17 protein-coding genes are annotated in these 16,799 nt (G+C 73.2%); 6 read left to right on the forward strand and 11 right to left on the reverse strand.

Annotated elements, in window-relative coordinates; all coding sequences use genetic code 11:
* Positions 1-13: 13 nt before the first annotated feature.
* Positions 14-1,612, reverse strand: coding sequence for an ABC-F family ATP-binding cassette domain-containing protein (locus DT076_RS03635; RefSeq protein ID WP_114125624.1), 1,599 nt, complete (start codon positions 1,610-1,612; stop codon positions 14-16).
* A gap of 203 nt (positions 1,613-1,815) precedes the next feature.
* Here DT076_RS03635 and DT076_RS03640 point away from each other — a divergent pair, with 203 nt between their 5' ends.
* Positions 1,816-2,385, forward strand: a complete 570-nt coding sequence (locus DT076_RS03640) for an SH3 domain-containing protein (protein WP_114125312.1) — start codon at positions 1,816-1,818, stop codon at positions 2,383-2,385.
* Positions 2,386-2,446: 61 nt separating this feature from the next.
* Here the strand turns inward: DT076_RS03640 and DT076_RS03645 are convergent, their stop codons facing one another.
* The 9 genes from DT076_RS03645 to DT076_RS03685 form a co-directional block, all read right to left on the reverse strand.
* On the reverse strand, positions 2,447-2,875 hold the full coding sequence (locus tag DT076_RS03645; protein WP_267896800.1) for a metal-sulfur cluster assembly factor: 429 nt from the start codon (positions 2,873-2,875) through the stop codon (positions 2,447-2,449).
* Between the two features lies 1 nt (position 2,876).
* On the reverse strand, positions 2,877-3,341 hold the full coding sequence (gene sufU / locus DT076_RS03650; RefSeq protein ID WP_114125313.1) for a Fe-S cluster assembly sulfur transfer protein SufU: 465 nt from the start codon (positions 3,339-3,341) through the stop codon (positions 2,877-2,879).
* Entirely contained in the window at positions 3,338-4,633 is a 1,296-nt protein-coding gene (locus tag DT076_RS03655) for a cysteine desulfurase (RefSeq protein ID WP_114125314.1), read from the reverse strand. The genes sufU and DT076_RS03655 overlap by 4 nt, the downstream gene beginning before the upstream one ends.
* A 62-nt stretch (positions 4,634-4,695) precedes the next feature.
* On the reverse strand, positions 4,696-5,460 hold the full coding sequence (gene sufC / locus DT076_RS03660) for a Fe-S cluster assembly ATPase SufC (RefSeq protein ID WP_114125315.1): 765 nt from the start codon (positions 5,458-5,460) through the stop codon (positions 4,696-4,698).
* Positions 5,461-5,489: 29 nt separating this feature from the next.
* Positions 5,490-6,779 carry a Fe-S cluster assembly protein SufD gene (gene sufD / locus DT076_RS03665; protein ID WP_325048351.1) on the reverse strand — a complete coding sequence of 430 codons (1,290 nt, stop codon included), beginning with the start codon at positions 6,777-6,779 and terminating at the stop codon, positions 5,490-5,492.
* Positions 6,780-6,899: 120 nt separating this feature from the next.
* The gene (gene sufB, locus DT076_RS03670) at positions 6,900-8,342 is read right to left on the reverse strand and encodes a Fe-S cluster assembly protein SufB (RefSeq protein WP_114125316.1); all 1,443 of its coding nucleotides are present in this window, start codon (positions 8,340-8,342) and stop codon (positions 6,900-6,902) included.
* Between the two features lie 2 nt (positions 8,343-8,344).
* Positions 8,345-9,112 carry a helix-turn-helix transcriptional regulator gene (locus DT076_RS03675; protein ID WP_114125317.1) on the reverse strand — a complete coding sequence of 256 codons (768 nt, stop codon included), beginning with the start codon at positions 9,110-9,112 and terminating at the stop codon, positions 8,345-8,347.
* Between the two features lie 75 nt (positions 9,113-9,187).
* Complete coding sequence (locus DT076_RS03680) at positions 9,188-9,994, reverse strand: glucosaminidase domain-containing protein (protein ID WP_114125318.1); 807 nt, start codon at positions 9,992-9,994, stop codon at positions 9,188-9,190.
* A 4-nt stretch (positions 9,995-9,998) separates the two neighbouring features.
* Positions 9,999-10,802 carry a peptidoglycan-binding protein gene (locus DT076_RS03685; RefSeq protein WP_114125319.1) on the reverse strand — a complete coding sequence of 268 codons (804 nt, stop codon included), beginning with the start codon at positions 10,800-10,802 and terminating at the stop codon, positions 9,999-10,001.
* 159 nt (positions 10,803-10,961) lie between these two features.
* On the opposite strand from DT076_RS03685, the gene DT076_RS03690 reads away from it, so the two are divergent.
* From DT076_RS03690 to DT076_RS03705, 4 genes are all read left to right on the forward strand, one after another.
* Positions 10,962-11,705: an ABC transporter ATP-binding protein gene (locus DT076_RS03690; RefSeq protein WP_407642705.1), complete on the forward strand. Its 744-nt coding sequence runs from the start codon at positions 10,962-10,964 to the stop codon at positions 11,703-11,705.
* The gene (locus DT076_RS03695; RefSeq protein WP_114125320.1) at positions 11,702-12,481 is read left to right on the forward strand and encodes an ABC transporter permease; all 780 of its coding nucleotides are present in this window, start codon (positions 11,702-11,704) and stop codon (positions 12,479-12,481) included. The genes DT076_RS03690 and DT076_RS03695 overlap by 4 nt, the downstream gene beginning before the upstream one ends.
* Complete coding sequence (locus DT076_RS03700; protein ID WP_114125321.1) at positions 12,469-13,404, forward strand: COX15/CtaA family protein; 936 nt, start codon at positions 12,469-12,471, stop codon at positions 13,402-13,404. Before DT076_RS03695 ends, DT076_RS03700 begins: the two co-directional genes overlap by 13 nt.
* A 98-nt stretch (positions 13,405-13,502) precedes the next feature.
* On the forward strand, positions 13,503-14,195 hold the full coding sequence (locus DT076_RS03705; protein WP_114125322.1) for a hypothetical protein: 693 nt from the start codon (positions 13,503-13,505) through the stop codon (positions 14,193-14,195).
* Between the two features lie 7 nt (positions 14,196-14,202).
* Here DT076_RS03705 and DT076_RS03710 read toward each other — a convergent pair whose 3' ends face one another.
* The gene (locus tag DT076_RS03710) at positions 14,203-15,516 is read right to left on the reverse strand and encodes a right-handed parallel beta-helix repeat-containing protein (protein WP_199538942.1); all 1,314 of its coding nucleotides are present in this window, start codon (positions 15,514-15,516) and stop codon (positions 14,203-14,205) included.
* A gap of 83 nt (positions 15,517-15,599) precedes the next feature.
* On the opposite strand from DT076_RS03710, the gene DT076_RS03715 reads away from it, so the two are divergent.
* Positions 15,600-16,781, forward strand: a complete 1,182-nt coding sequence (locus DT076_RS03715) for a Dyp-type peroxidase (RefSeq protein WP_114125323.1) — start codon at positions 15,600-15,602, stop codon at positions 16,779-16,781.
* Positions 16,782-16,799 lie beyond the last annotated feature (18 nt).

The following is a 16,799-nucleotide window of genomic DNA, read 5'->3' on the forward strand; positions in this document are numbered from 1 at the left end:
CCAGGAAGGGCGGTCAGGCCAGCGCGACGAGGTCGGCGTACTCGGGGCTCCAGAGGTCCTCGGTGCCGTCGGGCAGCACCAGCACCCGGTCGGGGTCGAGCGCCTCGACCGCGCCCTCGTCGTGGGTGACCAGCACCACCGCGCCGGCGTAGCTGCGGATGGCCTCCAGCACCTCGGTCCGCGAGGCCGGGTCGAGGTTGTTGGTGGGCTCGTCCAGCAGCAGCACGTTGGCGGCCGAGACCACCAGCATGGCGAGGCTGAGCCGGGTCTTCTCCCCACCCGACAGCACCCCGGCCGGCTTGTCGACGTCGTCGCCGGTGAAGAGGAACGAGCCGAGCACCTTGCGCACCTCGGTGTCGTTGAGGTCGGGCGAGGCCGAGACCATGTTCTCCAGCACGCTGCGGCTGGTGTCGAGGGTCTCGTGCTCCTGGGCGTAGTAGCCCAGCCGCAGCCCGTGGCCCGGCCGCACCTCACCGGTGTCGGTGGTCTCCAGCCCGGCGAGGATCCGCAGCAGGGTGGTCTTGCCGGCGCCGTTGAGCCCCAGCACGACGACCTGGGAGCCGCGGTCGATGGCCAGGTCGACCCCGGTGAAGATCTCGGTCGAGCCGTAGGTCTTGGACAGGTCGACCGCGGTGAGCGGGGTGCGCCCGCACGGTGCGGGCTCGGGGAAGCGGATCTTGGCCACCTTGTCCTGCACCCGCTCGCCCTCGATCCCGGCGAGCAGCCGCTCGGCGCGGCGCGCCATGTTCTGCGCGGCGACGGCCTTGGTGGCCTTGGCTCCCATCTTGGCGGCCTGGGTGAGCAGCTGGTCGGCCTTGCGCTCGGCGTTCTGCCGCTCCCGCTTGCGTCGCTTCTCGTCGGTCTCGCGCTGCTGCAGGTAGCGCTTCCAGCCCATCGCGTAGATGTCGAGCGCGGCCCGGTTGGCGTCGAGGTGGAACACCTTGGTGACACAGGCCTCCAGCAGCCCGGTGTCGTGGCTGATCACCACCAGCCCGCCCGGGTAGGTCTGCAGGAACCCGCGCAGCCACAGCACCGAGTCGGCGTCGAGGTGGTTGGTCGGCTCGTCCAGCAGCAGCGTGTCGGAGCCGGAGAAGAGGATCCTCGCCAGCTCGATCCGTCGGCGCTGGCCACCGGACAGGGTGCGCAGCTGCTGGTCGAGCACCCGCTCGGGCAGGCCCAGGTTGCTCGCGATCCGGGACGCCTCAGCCTCCGCGGCGTAGCCGCCGCCGGCCTGCAGCTCGGCCTCGGCCCGGGCGTAGCGGGCCATCGCCTGCTCGCGCACGTCCTCCTCGAGTGAGCCCATCTGCTCCTCGGCGGCGCGCATCCGGCGCAGTGCGGCGTCCAGCCCGCGGGCGGACAGGATGCGGTCGCGGGCCAGCACCTCGAGGTCGCCGGTGCGCGGGTCCTGCGGCAGGTAGCCGACCTGGCCGCCCGGGGTGACGGTGCCCGCCACCGGCTGACCCTCCCCGGCGAGGATCTTGGTCAGCGTGGTCTTGCCGGCGCCGTTGCGCCCGACCAGGCCGATCTTGTCCCCCGCGGCGACCTGGAAGGACGCCCCCTCCAGCAGGAGGCGGGCACCAGCGCGGACCTCGAGGTCACGGGCGACGAGCATGACGGGGAAGACCTTCTTCAGCAGGGTGGCAGGCAAACACGCCCATGATCCTCGCTCCTCCGGACGCGTTCAACTCCGTTCCGCGGGCGTGGGCCCGCCGGAAGATCTTGGCGAGCTCTCAGCCGGGGCGCGCAACGCGTGCACGCCGGCCCGGCGTAGTGCGGTCACGAGGCCCGAGAGGCGGGCCCCGGAAGGGAGACGACATGTCCACCGCACACCGCGTCCTCGCCGCCGTCGGGGCGCTCGCCACCGCGCTCGCGGCCAGCACCGTGCCGCTGGCCGCCACGGCCGCCCCGCTCGCCGACGAGGGACGGGTGACGGCCAACGGCGGCGTCGTGGTACGCCACGCCCCCGCCGTGTCCAGCCCGGTCGAGGGCCACCAGCCGCAGGGCCGCCGGATCCCGATCAGCTGCTGGGTGGACGGCACCGCCGTCGACGGGAACACCCGGTGGTACGCGCTGCCGCCCACGCTCAACGAGTGGGTCTCGGCCCGCTGGGTCGCCGTGGACGGCACCGTCCCCCGGTGCGCCGGCAACCAGGCCGCCCGCTCCGGGCGGACCAGCACCGCGCTGACCGTCCGGCGTGGACCGCACACCGGCGAGCAGTCGCTGGGGGTGCTGCGGGCCGGGCAGCGGGTCTCGCTGCAGTGCCGGCTGCCGAGCCAGCCGGTCGCCGGGAACGACCGCTGGTACAAGCTCGCCGGGGCGCAGGGCTGGGTCGCGGCGCGCTACGTCGCCAACGAGGGCCCCGCGCCCGCCTGGTGCACGGTCTGAGCCCGCCCGGTCGCACGACGCCCCACCCGGGAGCCGGGTGGGGCGTCGCGCGCGTCGGACCTCAGACGTTGTAGCCGAAGGCGCGCAGCTGCTCGCGGCCGTCCTCGGTGATCTTGTCCATGCTCCACGGCGGCATCCACACCCAGTTGATCGCCGCCCGGGTGACCAGGCCCTCCAGCGCGGTCTGGGTCTGGTCCTCGATCACGTCGGTGAGCGGGCAGGCCGCGCTGGTCAGCGTCATGTCGATCGAGGCCGAGCCGTCGTCGTCGAGGTGGATCCCGTAGACCAGCCCGAGGTCGACCACGTTGATGCCGAGCTCGGGGTCGACGACGTCCTTCATCGCCTCGGTCAGGTCCTCCAGGCTGGCCCGCGTGCTCGGGGCCGACCCGGCGGCCGGGTCGACCGTGTCGGGCAGGGTGTCGCGGACCAGGTCCGAGGGACGGGTCTCCTCGGCGGTGGTGTCCTGCTGGCTCATCTGCGTCTCACTCATCTCAGCCCTCCTCTGGGCGTCGGTCTCCGGCTCCGGCTTGCAGCACCGCGTCCTTGAACGCCGACCACCCCAGCAGAGCACACTTCACCCGGGCCGGGAACCGGGCGACGCCGGCGAAGGCGATGCCGTCCTCGAGGCGCTCCTCGTCCGGCTCCACCTGGCCCTTGCCCTGCATCAGGGTGAGGAACTCCTCGTGCAGCGCGAGCCCGGAGTCCACGTCCTTGCCGATGACCAGGTCGGTCATCACCGAGGTCGAGGCCTGGGAGATCGAGCAGCCGACGCCGTCGTAGGAGACGTCGGTGACGGTGTCGCCGTCGAGGTGGACGCGCAGGGTCACCTCGTCGCCGCAGCTGGGGTTGACGTGGTGCACCTCGGCGGCGAACGGCTCGCGCAGCCCGCTGTGGTGCTTGGCCCGGTAGTGGTCCAGGATGATCTCCTGGTACATCTCCTCCACGGCGCTGGTCATGGCGTGCCTCCGAAGAACCGGACGGTGTGGGCCACGCCCTCGACGAGGGCGTCGACCTCCTCCTGGGTGGTGTAGAGGTAGAAGGAGGCCCTGGTGCTGGACTGCACGCCGAGCCGCTCGTGCAGCGGTCGCGCGCAGTGGTGCCCGCCGCGGACCGCGATCCCCCGGCTGTCCAGCAGCTGGGCCATGTCGTGGGGGTGGACGTCGCCGACGGTGAAGCTGATCGCCCCGCCGCGGTCGACGGCCTCGGTCGGGCCGAGGACGCGCAGGCCGTTGATGCTCTGCAGCCCCTCCAGCGCGTAGCGGGTGATCGCCTGCTCGTGCGCGGCGACCTGCTCCATCCCCAGCTCGTCCAGCCAGTCCGCGGCCACCCCGAGCACCGCGGCCTCGGCGATCGGCGGCGTCCCGGCCTCGAAGCGGGCCGGCGGCGGCGCGTAGGTCGAGCCGGTCATCCGGACCACCTCGATCATCTCCCCGCCACCCAGGAACGGCGGCAGCGAGGCGAGCAGGTCGTAGCGGCCCCAGAGCACCCCGACCCCGGTGGGGCCCACCATCTTGTGGCCGGTGAAGGCCAGCAGGTCGGCCCCGAGGTCGGCGACCCGGGTGGGCAGCTGCGGGACGCCCTGGCAGCCGTCGACCACCATCACCGCCCCCACGCTGTGCGCCCAGTCCGCGATCTTGCGGACCGGGTGCACCGTGCCCAGCACGTTGGACACCCAGGCCACCGAGACGACCTTGGTGCGCTCGTTGATCAGCCCGTCGCGCTCGGCTGCCGCCAGGTCGAGCCGGCCGTCCTCGGTGATGTCGAACCAGCGCAGGGTGGCGCCGGTGCGCTCGCAGGCCAGCTGCCAGGGCACGATGTTGGAGTGGTGCTCGGCGACCGAGACCACCACCTCGTCCCCCTCGCGCAGACCGGCCCCGAGCGTGTGCGCAGCGAGGTTGAGCGCCTCGGAGGCGTTCTTGGTGAAGACGACCTCCTCCGCGCGCGTCGCCCCGATGAACCGGGCGATCCGGGAACGTCCGCCCTCGTAGGCCTCGGTGGCCTCCGCGCCCAGCTGGTGCATGGCCCGGGCCACGTTGGCGTTGTGCTCGCGGTAGTGCGTTGCGACCGCCTCGATCACCCGCTCGGGCTTCTGCGAGGTGTTGGCCGAGTCCAGGTAGCGCAGCGGGTGACCGGCCACCGTGCGGGCCAGGATCGGGAACTGCTGGCGGACCGCCGCCACGTCGTAGCCCGCCTCCGCCGTGGTGTCCTGCGTCGGCGCTTCGGCCGGCCGGGTCGGTGTCGTCGTCATGTCCTGCTCCTCTCCTCGCTCGTGGTGGCCGAGCCCGCCGACGGGCTCGCTCCGTGGTGCGCTCAGGCGCCGGCGGACTCGCGCAGGTAGCGGTCGTAGCCCTCGGCCTCCAGCCGCTCGGCCAGCTCCGGGCCACCCTGCTCGGCGACCTTGCCGCGCACGAACACGTGCACGAAGTCGGGCTTGATGTAGCGCAGGATCCGCGTGTAGTGGGTGATCAGCAGCACGCCGCGGTCGCCCTGGCCGGTGAACCGGTTGACGCCGTCGGAGACCACCCGGAGGGCGTCGATGTCGAGGCCGGAGTCGGTCTCGTCCAGGACGGCGAACTTCGGGTTGAGCAGCTCCAGCTGGGCGATCTCGGCCCGCTTCTTCTCACCGCCGGAGAAGCCCTCGTTCACCGAGCGCTGCACGAAGGAGGAGTCCAGCTGCATCTTCTCCATCGCGGTGGTGACGTCCTTGACCCAGGTGCGGATCTTCGGCGCCTCGCCGTCGATCGCGGTCTTGGCGGTGCGCAGGAAGTTCGCCACCGAGACGCCGGGCACCTCGACCGGGTACTGCATGGCCAGGAACAGCCCGGCGCGGGCGCGCTCGTCGACGGTCATCTCGAGCAGGTCCTCCCCGTCGAGGCTGACCGAGCCGGAGGTGACCTGGTACTTGGGGTGGCCGGCGATCGAGTAGGCCAGGGTGGACTTGCCCGAGCCGTTGGGGCCCATGATGGCGTGGGTCTCGCCGCTGCGGATGGTGAGGTCGACGCCGTTGAGGATCGGCTTGGGGCCTGACTCGGTCTCGACCTGGACGTGCAGGTCCTTGATCTCCAGGGTTGCCATGGTTGCGTGCTCCTAGGTTCGCGGGTGGTTCAGGCGGTGGGGGCGGCGGGGACGCCGACGGTGATCTCGAGCTCGCGCTCGACGGCCGCCAGCAGCAGCTCCTCCACCTCGTCGACGCCGATCCGGCGGATGATGTCGGCGAAGAAGCCGTGCACCACGAGCCGGCGGGCCTCGGTCTCGTCGATGCCGCGGCTGCGTAGGTAGAACAGCTGCTCGTCGTCGAAACGTCCCGTGGTGGAGGCGTGCCCGGCACCGGCGATCTCACCGGTCTCGATCTCGAGGTTGGGCACCGAGTCGGCCCGGCAGCCGTCGGTGAGCACCAGGTTCCGGTTCGACTCGTAGGTGTCGATGCCCTCGGCGGCCTTGCGGATCAGCACGTCGCCGATCCAGACCGCGTGCGCGCCGGCGCCCTGCAGGGCGCCGCGGTAGTCCACGTTGGACTCCGACTTCGGGGTGTTGTGGTCGACGAACAGCCGGTGCTCGATGTGCTGCCCGCCGTCGACGAAGTACAGCCCGAGCAGCTCCGCGCGCCCACCGGGGCCGGCGTAGCTGACGTTGGACTGCAGCCGGACCACGTCCCCGCCGAAGGAGACCGCGATGTGCTGGTAGCTGGCGTCGCGGCCGACCCGGGCCTCGTGCTGGCCGGTGTGCAGGGCGTCGGCGTCCCAGTCCTGGACGCTGATCACCGTGAGCCGCGCGCCGTCGCCGACGACGACCTCGAGGTTGGCGTTGTGCTGGGCGCTGCCCTGGTGGTGCAGCACCACGGTGGCCTCGGAGTGCGCCCCGGCCTCCACCACGTAGTGGGCGTTGGACCGGCGGTCCGCACCGCGGCCGGTGACGGTGATCCGGATCGGCTCGGTGGCGACGTGCTCGGCCGGCACCTGCAGGTGCAGCGCCTCCCCCGCCTGGGCGGAGGCGATCGCGGCGGGCCGGTCGGCCGGCACCAGAACGGTGCCGCGCGGTGCCTGGCCCGGGGCGAGGACGCCCTGGACGACGCCGTGGGGGACGCTCACCTCGTGCTCGACGGCGAGGTCGTCGGTCGGCACCGGCTCGAACATCGGACGCAGCCGCTTCACCGGGGTGAACCGCCACACCTCCTCCCGCCCGGTGGGCACCGGGTGGTCGTCCACCTCGAAGGAGCCGCCGGGGTGCAGGTGGCTGGCCACCGTGGTGGAGGTCTCGATCGCGCCGGCCACCGCGCCGCCGGGCTCACCGGCGGGCGGGCTGTCGGCGGTCGCGCCGGGACCGATGTCGGCGACGCCCCGCTCGGGGTCCGTGCCGTCGGGGCGGCGGTCGGTGCTGGTGTCGGTCGTGGTCACACTCGTCCTTCGTACGGTGGCGGGTTCGTCGCCCTTCGACAGGCTCCGGGCGCTGTGGTCGGGTTCGGGCGCTGTGGTCGGGGGTCGGCGGGTCCGGGTGGACCCGCCGACCGGGGCGGGTCAGCCGACCGCGCCCTCCATCTGCAGCTCGATCAGCCGGTTGAGCTCCAGCGCGTACTCCATCGGGAGCTCCTTGGCGATGGGCTCGACGAAGCCGCGGACGATCATCGCCATCGCCTCGTCCTCCTCCATGCCCCGGCTCATCAGGTAGAAGAGCTGGTCGTCGCTCACCTTCGACACGGTGGCCTCGTGGGCCATCGAGACGTCGTCCTCGCGGACGTCGACGTAGGGGTAGGTGTCGGAGCGGGAGATCTGGTCCACCAGCAGGGCGTCGCACTTGACCACGGAGGCCGAGTGGGACGCGCCCTCCTGCACCTGCACCAGGCCCCGGTAGGAGGCCCGGCCGCCGCCGCGGGCCACCGACTTGGAGATGATCGAGGAGCTGGTGTACGGCGCGCAGTGGACCATCTTGGAGCCGGCGTCCTGGTGCTGACCCTCGCCGGCGAAGGCGACGGACAGCGTCTCGCCCTTGGCGTGCGGACCCATCAGGTAGACGGCCGGGTACTTCATGGTCACCTTCGAGCCGATGTTGCCGTCGACCCACTCCATGGTGGCGCCCTCCTCGCAGGTGGCGCGCTTGGTGACCAGGTTGTACACGTTGTTCGACCAGTTCTGGATGGTCGTGTAGCGGCAGCGCCCGCCCTTCTTCACCACGATCTCGACCACGGCCGAGTGCAGCGAGTCCGAGCTGTAGATCGGCGCGGTGCAGCCCTCGACGTAGTGCACGTAGGCGCCCTCGTCGACGATGATCAGCGTGCGCTCGAACTGGCCCATGTTCTCGGTGTTGATCCGGAAGTAGGCCTGCAGCGGGATCTCCACGTGCACGCCCTTCGGCACGTAGATGAACGAGCCGCCGGACCAGACCGCGGAGTTGAGGGCGGAGAACTTGTTGTCCCCGACCGGGATCACGGTGCCGAAGTACTCCTGGAACAGCTCGGGGTGCTCGCGCAGCGCGGTGTCGGTGTCGAGGAAGAGCACGCCCTGGCGCTCGAGCTCCTCGTTGATCTGGTGGTAGACCACCTCCGACTCGTACTGGGCGGCGACGCCGGCGACCAGCCGGGCCTTCTCCGCCTCGGGGATGCCGAGCTTGTCGTAGGTGTTGCGGATCTCCTCGGGCAGGTCCTCCCAGCTCTGGGCCTGCTTCTCGGTGGAGCGCACGAAGTACTTGATGTTGTCGAAGTCGATGTCGTCGAGCTCGGCGCCCCAGGTGGGCATCGGCTTGCGGTCGAACATCTTCAACGCCTTGAGCCGCAGGTCGAGCATCCACTGCGGCTCGGCCTTGGCCCCCGAGATGTGGCGCACCACGTCGGGGTTCAGGCCGCGCTGGGCGCTCGCGCCGGCGGTGTCGCTGTCGTGCCACCCCCACTGGTAGCGCGAGAGGGCGTCGATGTGCTCCTCCTGCGTCGGAGCGGTGGCTCCGGTCTGGGCACTGGTCTGGGTCATCCTCACGCCTCTCTGTTCGCGTCGTTCTCGGTCCGGTCGGGCCCGCCGGGACGAGCCGGGCCGGTCAGCTGGCTGACGTCGGGGACGTGCGTTGTGCACACCCCGTCGCCGTGGGCGATGGTGGCCAGCCGTTGCACGTGCACCCCGAGCACCCGGGCGAAGGCCTCGGTCTCCACCTCGCAGAGCTCGGGGAACCGCTCGGCGACGTGGGCCACCGGGCAGTGGTGCTGGCACAGCTGCTCCCCCGCCATCGCCGGGCGGGTGGAGGCCACGTACCCCTCGGTGCTGAGCGCCTCGGCCAGCGCCACGGTGGGCGTCTCGGCCTCGGTCTCGGCCACGGCGGTGCGGAAGCGCTCCTCGGCCTGGGCCATCCGGCGTTCGGCGAATCTCCGTACAGCATCGGAACCACCGGTATCGGACAGGTATTCCAGGACCTCGATGGCCAGGTCGTCGTAGGCGGTGTAGAAGTCGGCGCGCCCGGTGTCGGTGAGCGCGAAGACCCGGGCGGGGCGTCCCCGCCCGCGCGAGCCGTACACCCGCTGCTCACGCGACTCCACCAGGGCGTGCTCTCCGAGCACGTCGAGGTGGCGCCGGATCGCCGCCGGGGTCAGGCCCAGCCGGTCGGCCAGGGCCGCCGCGGTCGACGGGCCGTGCTCCAGGATGGAGCTCAGCACCCGCTGGCGGGTGGAGGCGTCGGAGTCCGCAGTGCCCAGCACCTGGGTCGTGCGGTTCCCTCGGACGCCGGTGGTGGCGCTCTGGGAACTTTTCACAACGCCAGCATGCTCTTAATGGCGGGCGCACTCAAATAAGGGGTCCCTCAGTTCCCACCGAGACCCCGGCAGCGATCAGCCGGCGAGCACCGACCAGGTGTTCGGACCGATGATGCCGTCCACCTGCAGCCCGTGCCGGGTCTGCAGGTCGCGGACGGCCGCGGTGGTGGCCGGGCCGAAGATGCCGTCCACGACCAGACCGTAGCCGCCCTTCGCGTTGAGCAGCGTCTGGGCCTCGCTCACCGCAGCGCCCCGGTCGCCCTCGGAGATCGTCGGGCGGGCCGGCGTCCCCTCCCCGCCGCCGAGGTCGTAGCGGTACAGGTCGTGGCGCTGCATCAGCCCGATGATCTTGTCGGAGTAGTCGGGGTCGGTGGCGTAGCCGGCGGCGTGGATCTCGCGCACGAACTGGTCCGGGTCGTCGGTGTGCGCGAACGCCGGCGCGTAGCGGGCCCGGCTGCGCAGGAAGTCGCCGTGGTCGCGGAAGGAGTCGGCGTGGCTGGCGTAGGCGCGGAACTGCGCGGTCACCGGGTGGCAGCCGCTGGCGTCGCACTCGGTGGTCTCCTTGGTCACGCAGCCGGTGGCGTAGGGACCGTTGTCGGCGCCGCACTTGATGCCGAAGAAGGCGTTGCCGTCCCGGGTCAGGGAGGACTCGCCCCAGCCCGACTCGAGCGCGGCCTGGGCCAACGCCACCGAGGTGGGCACGCCGTGCTCGCGCTCCCCCGCCTGGGCGTCGTCGGCGTAGGCGGCCAGGAAGTCCGCCGGCGGGATCGCCGAGGCCTCAGGGGCGGGGGCGAGCAGCAGCCCGGTGGCCACCGCGGCGGACGCGCTGGCGGCGAGCAGGAGACGGACGGCGCGTACGGCCGGCGGTACGCGGGTCGGCATCGGCTCAGGCCTCCAGCGCGGCCCAGGTGGCCGGGCCGACGATGCCGTCGACCGCCAGCCCCGAGGCGGCCTGGAAGTCCCGCACCGCGGCGGTGGTGGCCGGCCCGAAGATGCCGTCCACCACCAGGCCGTAGCCGCCCTTGGCGTTGAGCAGGGTCTGCGCGTCGCGCACCGCGGCGCCCTGGCTGCCCTCGCGGATGGTCGGGCGCGGCGGCGTGCCGCCGGCGAGCTTGGCCGCGACGGCGTCCACCGCCGCGCCCGGGGGCCGGTTGAGCTCGAAGTGCATCTCGTCCTTGCGGCCGCTGTAGTCGCCGCCCCACCGGACCACGCCGTCGCAGGAGGCCACGATGGCGTGGATCTCGGCGACCTGGGCGGTGGTGAAGGTGCCGGAGGCGCCGATCGGGTGCTGCGGGGCGTTGTAGTCGATGGCGGTGCCCGAGGCGTGGTTGGACAGCGCGGTGCCGCCGGTCACCGGGCGGTAGGAGAAGCCCCAGCACCCGGGGTCGACCGGCGCCTCGACCCGCTCGGCGAGCTGGCGGGCGACCCAGCCGAGGATGACGTGCGGGGCGCCCCGGGCGATGCCGGGCGGGAAGCCGACGCCGTCGACGGTGAGGGTGCTCAACGGCAGGTCCGGCGCGGCCGGCCAGCCGTTCTGCGACACCTCGGCCGCGGCGGCGCGGGTGGCCGTCACCTGGGCCAGCCCGCCGGCGGTGGCGAGGCCGAGGCCGGTCAGGCCGAGACCCCGCAGCACGGCGCGGCGGCCGAGCCGGGGGGTGCTCGCGGGCAGGGTGGGGTGGTGCTCGCACATGCTGTCGTCTCCTGGGGGTGGGGGTGCGACATGGGGGTGGTCGGTCCCGGGATCGCGGCCGCTGCCGTGCAGGACCGCGGAGGGGACGTCTCCACCACAGCGGAGGACGCCGCCGAGGTCAAGGGGGAGGCCCGCTCGCGTCCCGCTGGGTGGGGCGTCCTGGACTACACTCCTGCGGTGCCCTCTGCGTCCTCCCCGACCGCCCTGGAGGCGGTCGACCTCCGGCTCGCGCTGGGTGGACGGACGGTGCTGGACGGGCTGACGCTCGCGGCCGAGCGGGGCCGGACCACCGCGCTGCTGGGCCCCAACGGCGCGGGCAAGACCACCTTCATCCGCTGCTGCACCGGGGTGCTCGAGCCGGACGCCGGCACGGTGCGGATCGGCGGGCAGGCGGTCGGCCGGGCGCTGGCCGGCGGCCGGGTCGGGGTGATGCCGCAGGACAGCGGCGCGTGGTCGGGGATCCGGCCGCTGGAGATGCTGCGCCACCTCGCCGGGCTGCACGCCTCGCCGCTGCCGGTGGACGCCTTGGCCGAGCGGCTCGGGCTGCACGAGCTGGCCCGCACCCCGTACCGGCGGCTGAGCGGGGGGCAGAAGCAGGCGGTCAACCTCGCCGGGGCCCTGGTCGGACGTCCCGAGCTGGTCTTCCTGGACGAGCCCACCGCCGGCATGGACCCGCACACCCGCCGTGCGGTGTGGGCGCTGCTGCGCGAGCTGCGCGCGGCCGGCACCACGGTGCTCATCACCACCCACGCCATGGACGAGGCCGCCGAGCTGGCCGACCGGGTGCACATCATCGACGCCGGACGGGTGCGGGTCAGCGGCACCGTCGAGGAGCTGGCCGCCGACGGCCGCAGCCTCGAGCAGGTCTTCCTCGACCACACCACCTCCAGGATCCGCCCGTGAGCGCCCCGACCCTCGACCTCTCCCCCGCCCCCGGCGCGGCCGCCGCTCCCAGCCGGGTGCTGCGTCAGGCCCGCACCGAGTTCCTGCTGCTGGTCCGCAACGGCGAGCAGCTGCTGCTCGCCCTGGTGGTGCCGCTGGGGGTGCTGCTGCTGGCCCGGGTCGCCCCGGCCGACCTGACGGCCCGGTTCGGCGGGCTGCAGGGGCTGGCGCCGTCGGTGCTCGCCCTGGCGGTGTGGTCGAGCGCGTTCACGTCCACCGCGATCGCCACCGGGTTCGAACGGCGCTACGGCGTCCTGGAGCGGTTGGCGAGCACGCCGCTCGGCCGCTCCGGGCTGGTGCTCGGCAAGGCGGTCGCCCTGCTGTGGGTGGTGCTGGCCCAGCTGCTGGTGCTGGGCGTCGCTGCCCTCGCCCTGGGCTGGCGTCCCGCCGGGGAGCCGCTGCCCTGGCTGGCGGGGGTGGCCGCGGTCGCGCTGGCGGTGGTCTGCTTCGCCGCCTGGGGGCTGGCGCTGGCCGGTGCCCTGCGGGCGGAGGTGACGCTGGCCGTGGCGAACCTGGTGTACCTGCTGCTGGCCGCCACCGGTGCGCTGGTGCTGGGCCCGGAGAACTACCCGGGCGTCTGGGGTGCGGTGGTCCCGGCGCTGCCGACCGCGGCGCTCGGGGAGTCGCTGCGCAACGCCTCGGCCGGTGTCGTCGACGCCAGCCACCTGGTCGTGCTGCTGGTGTGGACGCTGCTCGGCCTGCTGATCGCGAGGAGGAGCTTCCGATGGACCGCCTGATCGCCGCGCTGGGCTCGGAGCGCTCGCTGCGGGGCTGGTCGACGGCCCTGCTGGTGGCCAACGTCGTCATCGTGCTGACCGGGGCGCTGGTCCGGCTGACCGGTTCCGGTCTGGGCTGCCCGACCTGGCCGCGGTGCACCGAGGACTCCTACGTCACCACGCCGGAGATGGGCCACCACGGGGTCATCGAGTTCGGCAACCGGCTGCTGACCTTCGTGCTCATCCTCATCGCCCTCGGCACGGTGGCCGCCGCACTGGCGCACGCGTGGGCCGACGACCGGCGTCCGGACGGCCCCCGCGGGCACCGGGTGCGGCTGCTCGCGGTCGGGATCGCGTTCGGCATCCCCTTCCAGGGCGTGATCGGCGGGCTGACCGTGCTCAGCGGGCTCAACCCGTTCGTGGTGGCCCTGCACCTGCTGCTGTCGGTGCTGCTGATCTGCCTGTCCACCTGGCTGGTGCGCATCGTCTGGCGGGCGCCGCGGCGCCCGGTGCCGGCGCTCGGCGTCTGGCTGGGCCGGGCGACCTTCGTACTGGCCTGGGTGGCGAGCTGGGTGGGCACCGTGGTGACCGGCAGCGGCCCGCACGCCGGCGACGCGGACGCCCCCCGCACCGGCTTCGACATCGAGCTGGTCACCAAGCTGCACGCCGGGAGCGTCTGGGTGCTGGTGGCGACCACGGTCGCCACGCTGGTCGTCACGCGTTCGCGGGCGGTGCTGCTGCTGGTCCTCGTCGAGCTCGGCCAGGGCGTGGTCGGCTACGTGCAGTACTTCACCGGGGTGCCGGTACCGCTGGTGATGGTCCACATGCTCGGGCTCTGCCTGACCATGGTGGCCGCCACGAACCTCATGCTCTCGCTGCGGCGTCCTACCGCGGCCGACTCCGACCGGGCGCCCAGCGCGGCGATCGGCGTCGCCGCCGGCTGAGCCGTCCGGGCCCTCGTCGACGGGGGCATCGGAGCCGTTCCTCGGCTAGGGTGAGGCGTCGTGCCGGCACCCCACCCCATCCGCCGAGGCGGCGACTCATGATCTCCCGGCGGGCCCTGCTGCTGGCCGCTGCGACGGGTGCGCTGGCCGGGCTGACCGCCTGCGGGCAGGACGACGACCCGCGTCCGCTGACCACCGCGGAGGCGGAGCGGTTCGCCGTCATCCGATTCAACGCCTACGACGAGGGCACCCGACGGCTCGACCTGCACCTGGTCGGGACGCCCGAGCCGCTCCGGCTCTCTGGGTGGGTCGACTACCGCGCCTTCGTGGCCTACGCCTCCGTGCTCAGCGCCGACGGCGCCGAGGAGCTCGGCCTGGTGCACTGGGACCGCACCGCCAAGGCGAGCCGGCCCGCGCCGGTGCCGGAGCCCGTGCTGCCGCGGCCGGAGGACGGCTGGACGCGGTCGGCGGTGGTGCCGGAGCAGGCGGTCTTCGACACGGCGCTGGCCATGGTGCTGCAGCTCGGGGCCGACCGTCCGGACAACCCGCTGCTGCTGGCGCAGAGCGACGCACGCTGGCTGCGGGCCGACCGGGTCGGCGACGCCGCGGTGGACGTGATGACCGGGCCCACGCCGGAGGGCGCACCCGACCAGGCCGGTTCGCGGCTGCGGTACTGGGTGGACCAGCGGGGTCACCTGCTGCGGCTGGAGGCTGCGCTGGGGCAGAGCGAGCTGTGGAGCACCTTCGACTTCGCCGCGGCCGACGGTGCGGAGGTGCCGGCGTTGGGCTGAGCGGTGCTCAGCCGGTGCCGTGGGCCAGCTCGGCGTAGAGGTCCGCCGGCGGCAGCGCGGTCTCGGCGTTGGTGACCGGCGGGGCCTCCGGTGCGGCGTCGAGGTAGCTCTCCGGCATCTGCGGCTGCTCCAGCGGTGCGCGGACGTCGCGGAAGGAGATGCCCTCCGGTGCCGTCTCGGCGCTCAGCGGGGCGCCGACCGTCCGCGTCCCGCCCTCGGGGCAGCTCCAGCTGTCCTGCAGCCCCTCGGGCAGGGTGGAGCTGAACTCGTTGTCGGCCAGGCAGTTGCCCTCGCCCGGTGCGCGGTCGGTGGCGGTGTAGGCCACGTCGACCTCGTTGCGCTCGCCGACGTTGCCGACCAGCTGGTTGCCCAGCGGGGGGATGTCCTCGGCGGAGGTGACCAGCACCCCGGCGGTCGGGTGCCCGCTGATGAGGTTGCTGCGGATGGTGTTGTCCTGCGCGCCCGTCAGGCCGATGCCGATCCCGAAACCGCCCTCGGCGTGCGCCGGCGTCGCCACCGCCGCGTTGTCGACGACCACGTTGCCGGCCACCAGGCCCTCGCGCTGGGGGACGAAGGCCTCCTGGTAGTCCGACATCACCGCCATGCCCACCCGGTTGGCGGCGAACCGGTTGCGGACCACCGACACGGTGCTGCTGGCGTTGGCCTGCTCGTAGCCGACGGCGTTGTACTCGCTGACGTTGTCGCGGACCACCACGTCGCACTGCTGGCACTGGCCCACGTAGAAGCCGGAGTCGGCGTGGCCGGAGGCGTAGCTGCGCTCGACCACCCCGCCCTGGGCGTCGAAGGCGTAGACCCCGTACAGGCCGTTGTTGGCGGCGGTGACGTAGCGGACCGCGAAACCCTGCACCGGCGGGAACTGCTCGGGGTCGAGGCGGTGGTAGCCGTCGCTGCCCCGCGCCAGGCCGCCGTTCTCGTCGGAGAACCCGGTGACCAGCACGCCGTTGAGGTTGTGGTCGCGGACGGTGAGGTTGGCGACCGTGACGCGGTCGGCGGTGACCACCACCCCGTTGCTCCGCACGCCCTCACCGTCCAGGACCACGGCGTTGCGGTCGGTGCCGCGCAGGGTGAGGTCGTCGGTTCGGATCTGCACGCTCTCGCGGTAGGTGCCGGCGGCGACCTCGACGGTGTCACCGGGTCGGGCGGCGTCGACGGCGGCCTGGATGGTGGCGGCGTGCTCGGGCACCCGGATGGTCACCGGCCCCTCGCCCTCGGGGCGGACGTCGTCCCCGCCATCGCCGGTGCACCCGCTGAGCAGGAGCAGGCAGACCACAGCCACGATGAGCGTCAGGGGGGTGCGCACCCACACAACCTACCGGTGCGGGCGGGCCACGACCGGCGTCCGCGCCGAGGCCGGACACCGCCCGGCCCACTATCCTGCCGGGCATGGGATCCCCTGACACCCCGACTCCGTCGACACACGTCGGCCGGCGGGCGCTGCTGGGTGGCGGCGTGGCCGCCGGAGCGGCCGGGGCCTTCCTGCTGGGCCGCGCCAGCCGGTCGACCGAAACCGCCGAGCAGCCGCCGGCTCAGCCCGCACCGGCGCCGTCGGAGCCGGTGTCGCCGTACGGCGAGCACCAGCCGGGGGTGACCGTGCCGCTGGTGCGGCAGGCCCACATCGGGCTCACCGTAGCCGACCTGGTGGCCGGGTCGGACGTCGCGGCGGTGCTGGCACGGCTGGGCCGGCGCATCGCCGGGCTGACCCTGGGCACCGACCCGCAGCTGGCGGGGGTGGATCCGGCCGACCTCACCGTCACCGTCGGGGTCGGTCCGGACGTCGTCCGCTTGGCGCGGGGGACGGGCTCCCCCGGCGCCAGCGACCTGCCGCGGTTCGCCCGTGAGGACGTCCCCGACCGCCAGCGGGGCGGCGACCTGCTGCTGCAGGTGTGCTCCGACGACCCGACGGTGATCGTGCTGGCCGAGCAGGCGCTGACCGCCGAGCTGAGGGACGCGGTCGAGCTGCGCTGGCAGGTGGCCGGGTTCCGCGGGGCGCTCGACGGGATCGGCGCGCGGAACCTGCTGGGCTTCCACGACGGCATCAGCGTGCCCAAGACCGCGGCCGAGCAGGACGAGCTGGTCTGGCTGGACGGCCCGGACGACCTGGCCGGCGGCTGCATCGCGGTGGTCCGGCTGATGCCGATCCGGGTGGAGGACTTCGTGGCCCTGCCGGTGCCGGAGCAGCAGGCCAAGATCGGGCGGCGCCGGGACACCGGGGTGCCGCTGTCCGGCGGCACCATCGACGACGACCCGGACCTGCAGTCCAAGAGCGAGGCCGGGGTCTACGACATCGCCGTCGACGCCCACGTCCGCCGGGCCCACCCGCTGCCGGCGGGACTGCCCGGGCTGATGCTGCGCCGCAGCTACTCCTACGCCCGCAGCGCGGAGGACAAGGGGTTGGTCTTCATCTCCTTCCAGCGCGAGCTGGAGACCTTCACCCGCACGCTGGCCCGGATGGACGAGCAGGACGCGCTGCTGGAGTACACCACCACGACGGCCTCCGGCACCTTCCTGGTGCTGCCCGGGTTCAGCGAGGACCGCCCGCTGGGCGCGGGCCTGCTGCCTCGCTGACACCTCTCCCGCTGTCGG

Origin of the sequence: Desertihabitans brevis, from assembly GCF_003327535.1 — a bacterium.
Classification (GTDB): domain Bacteria; phylum Actinomycetota; class Actinomycetes; order Propionibacteriales; family Propionibacteriaceae; genus Desertihabitans; species Desertihabitans brevis.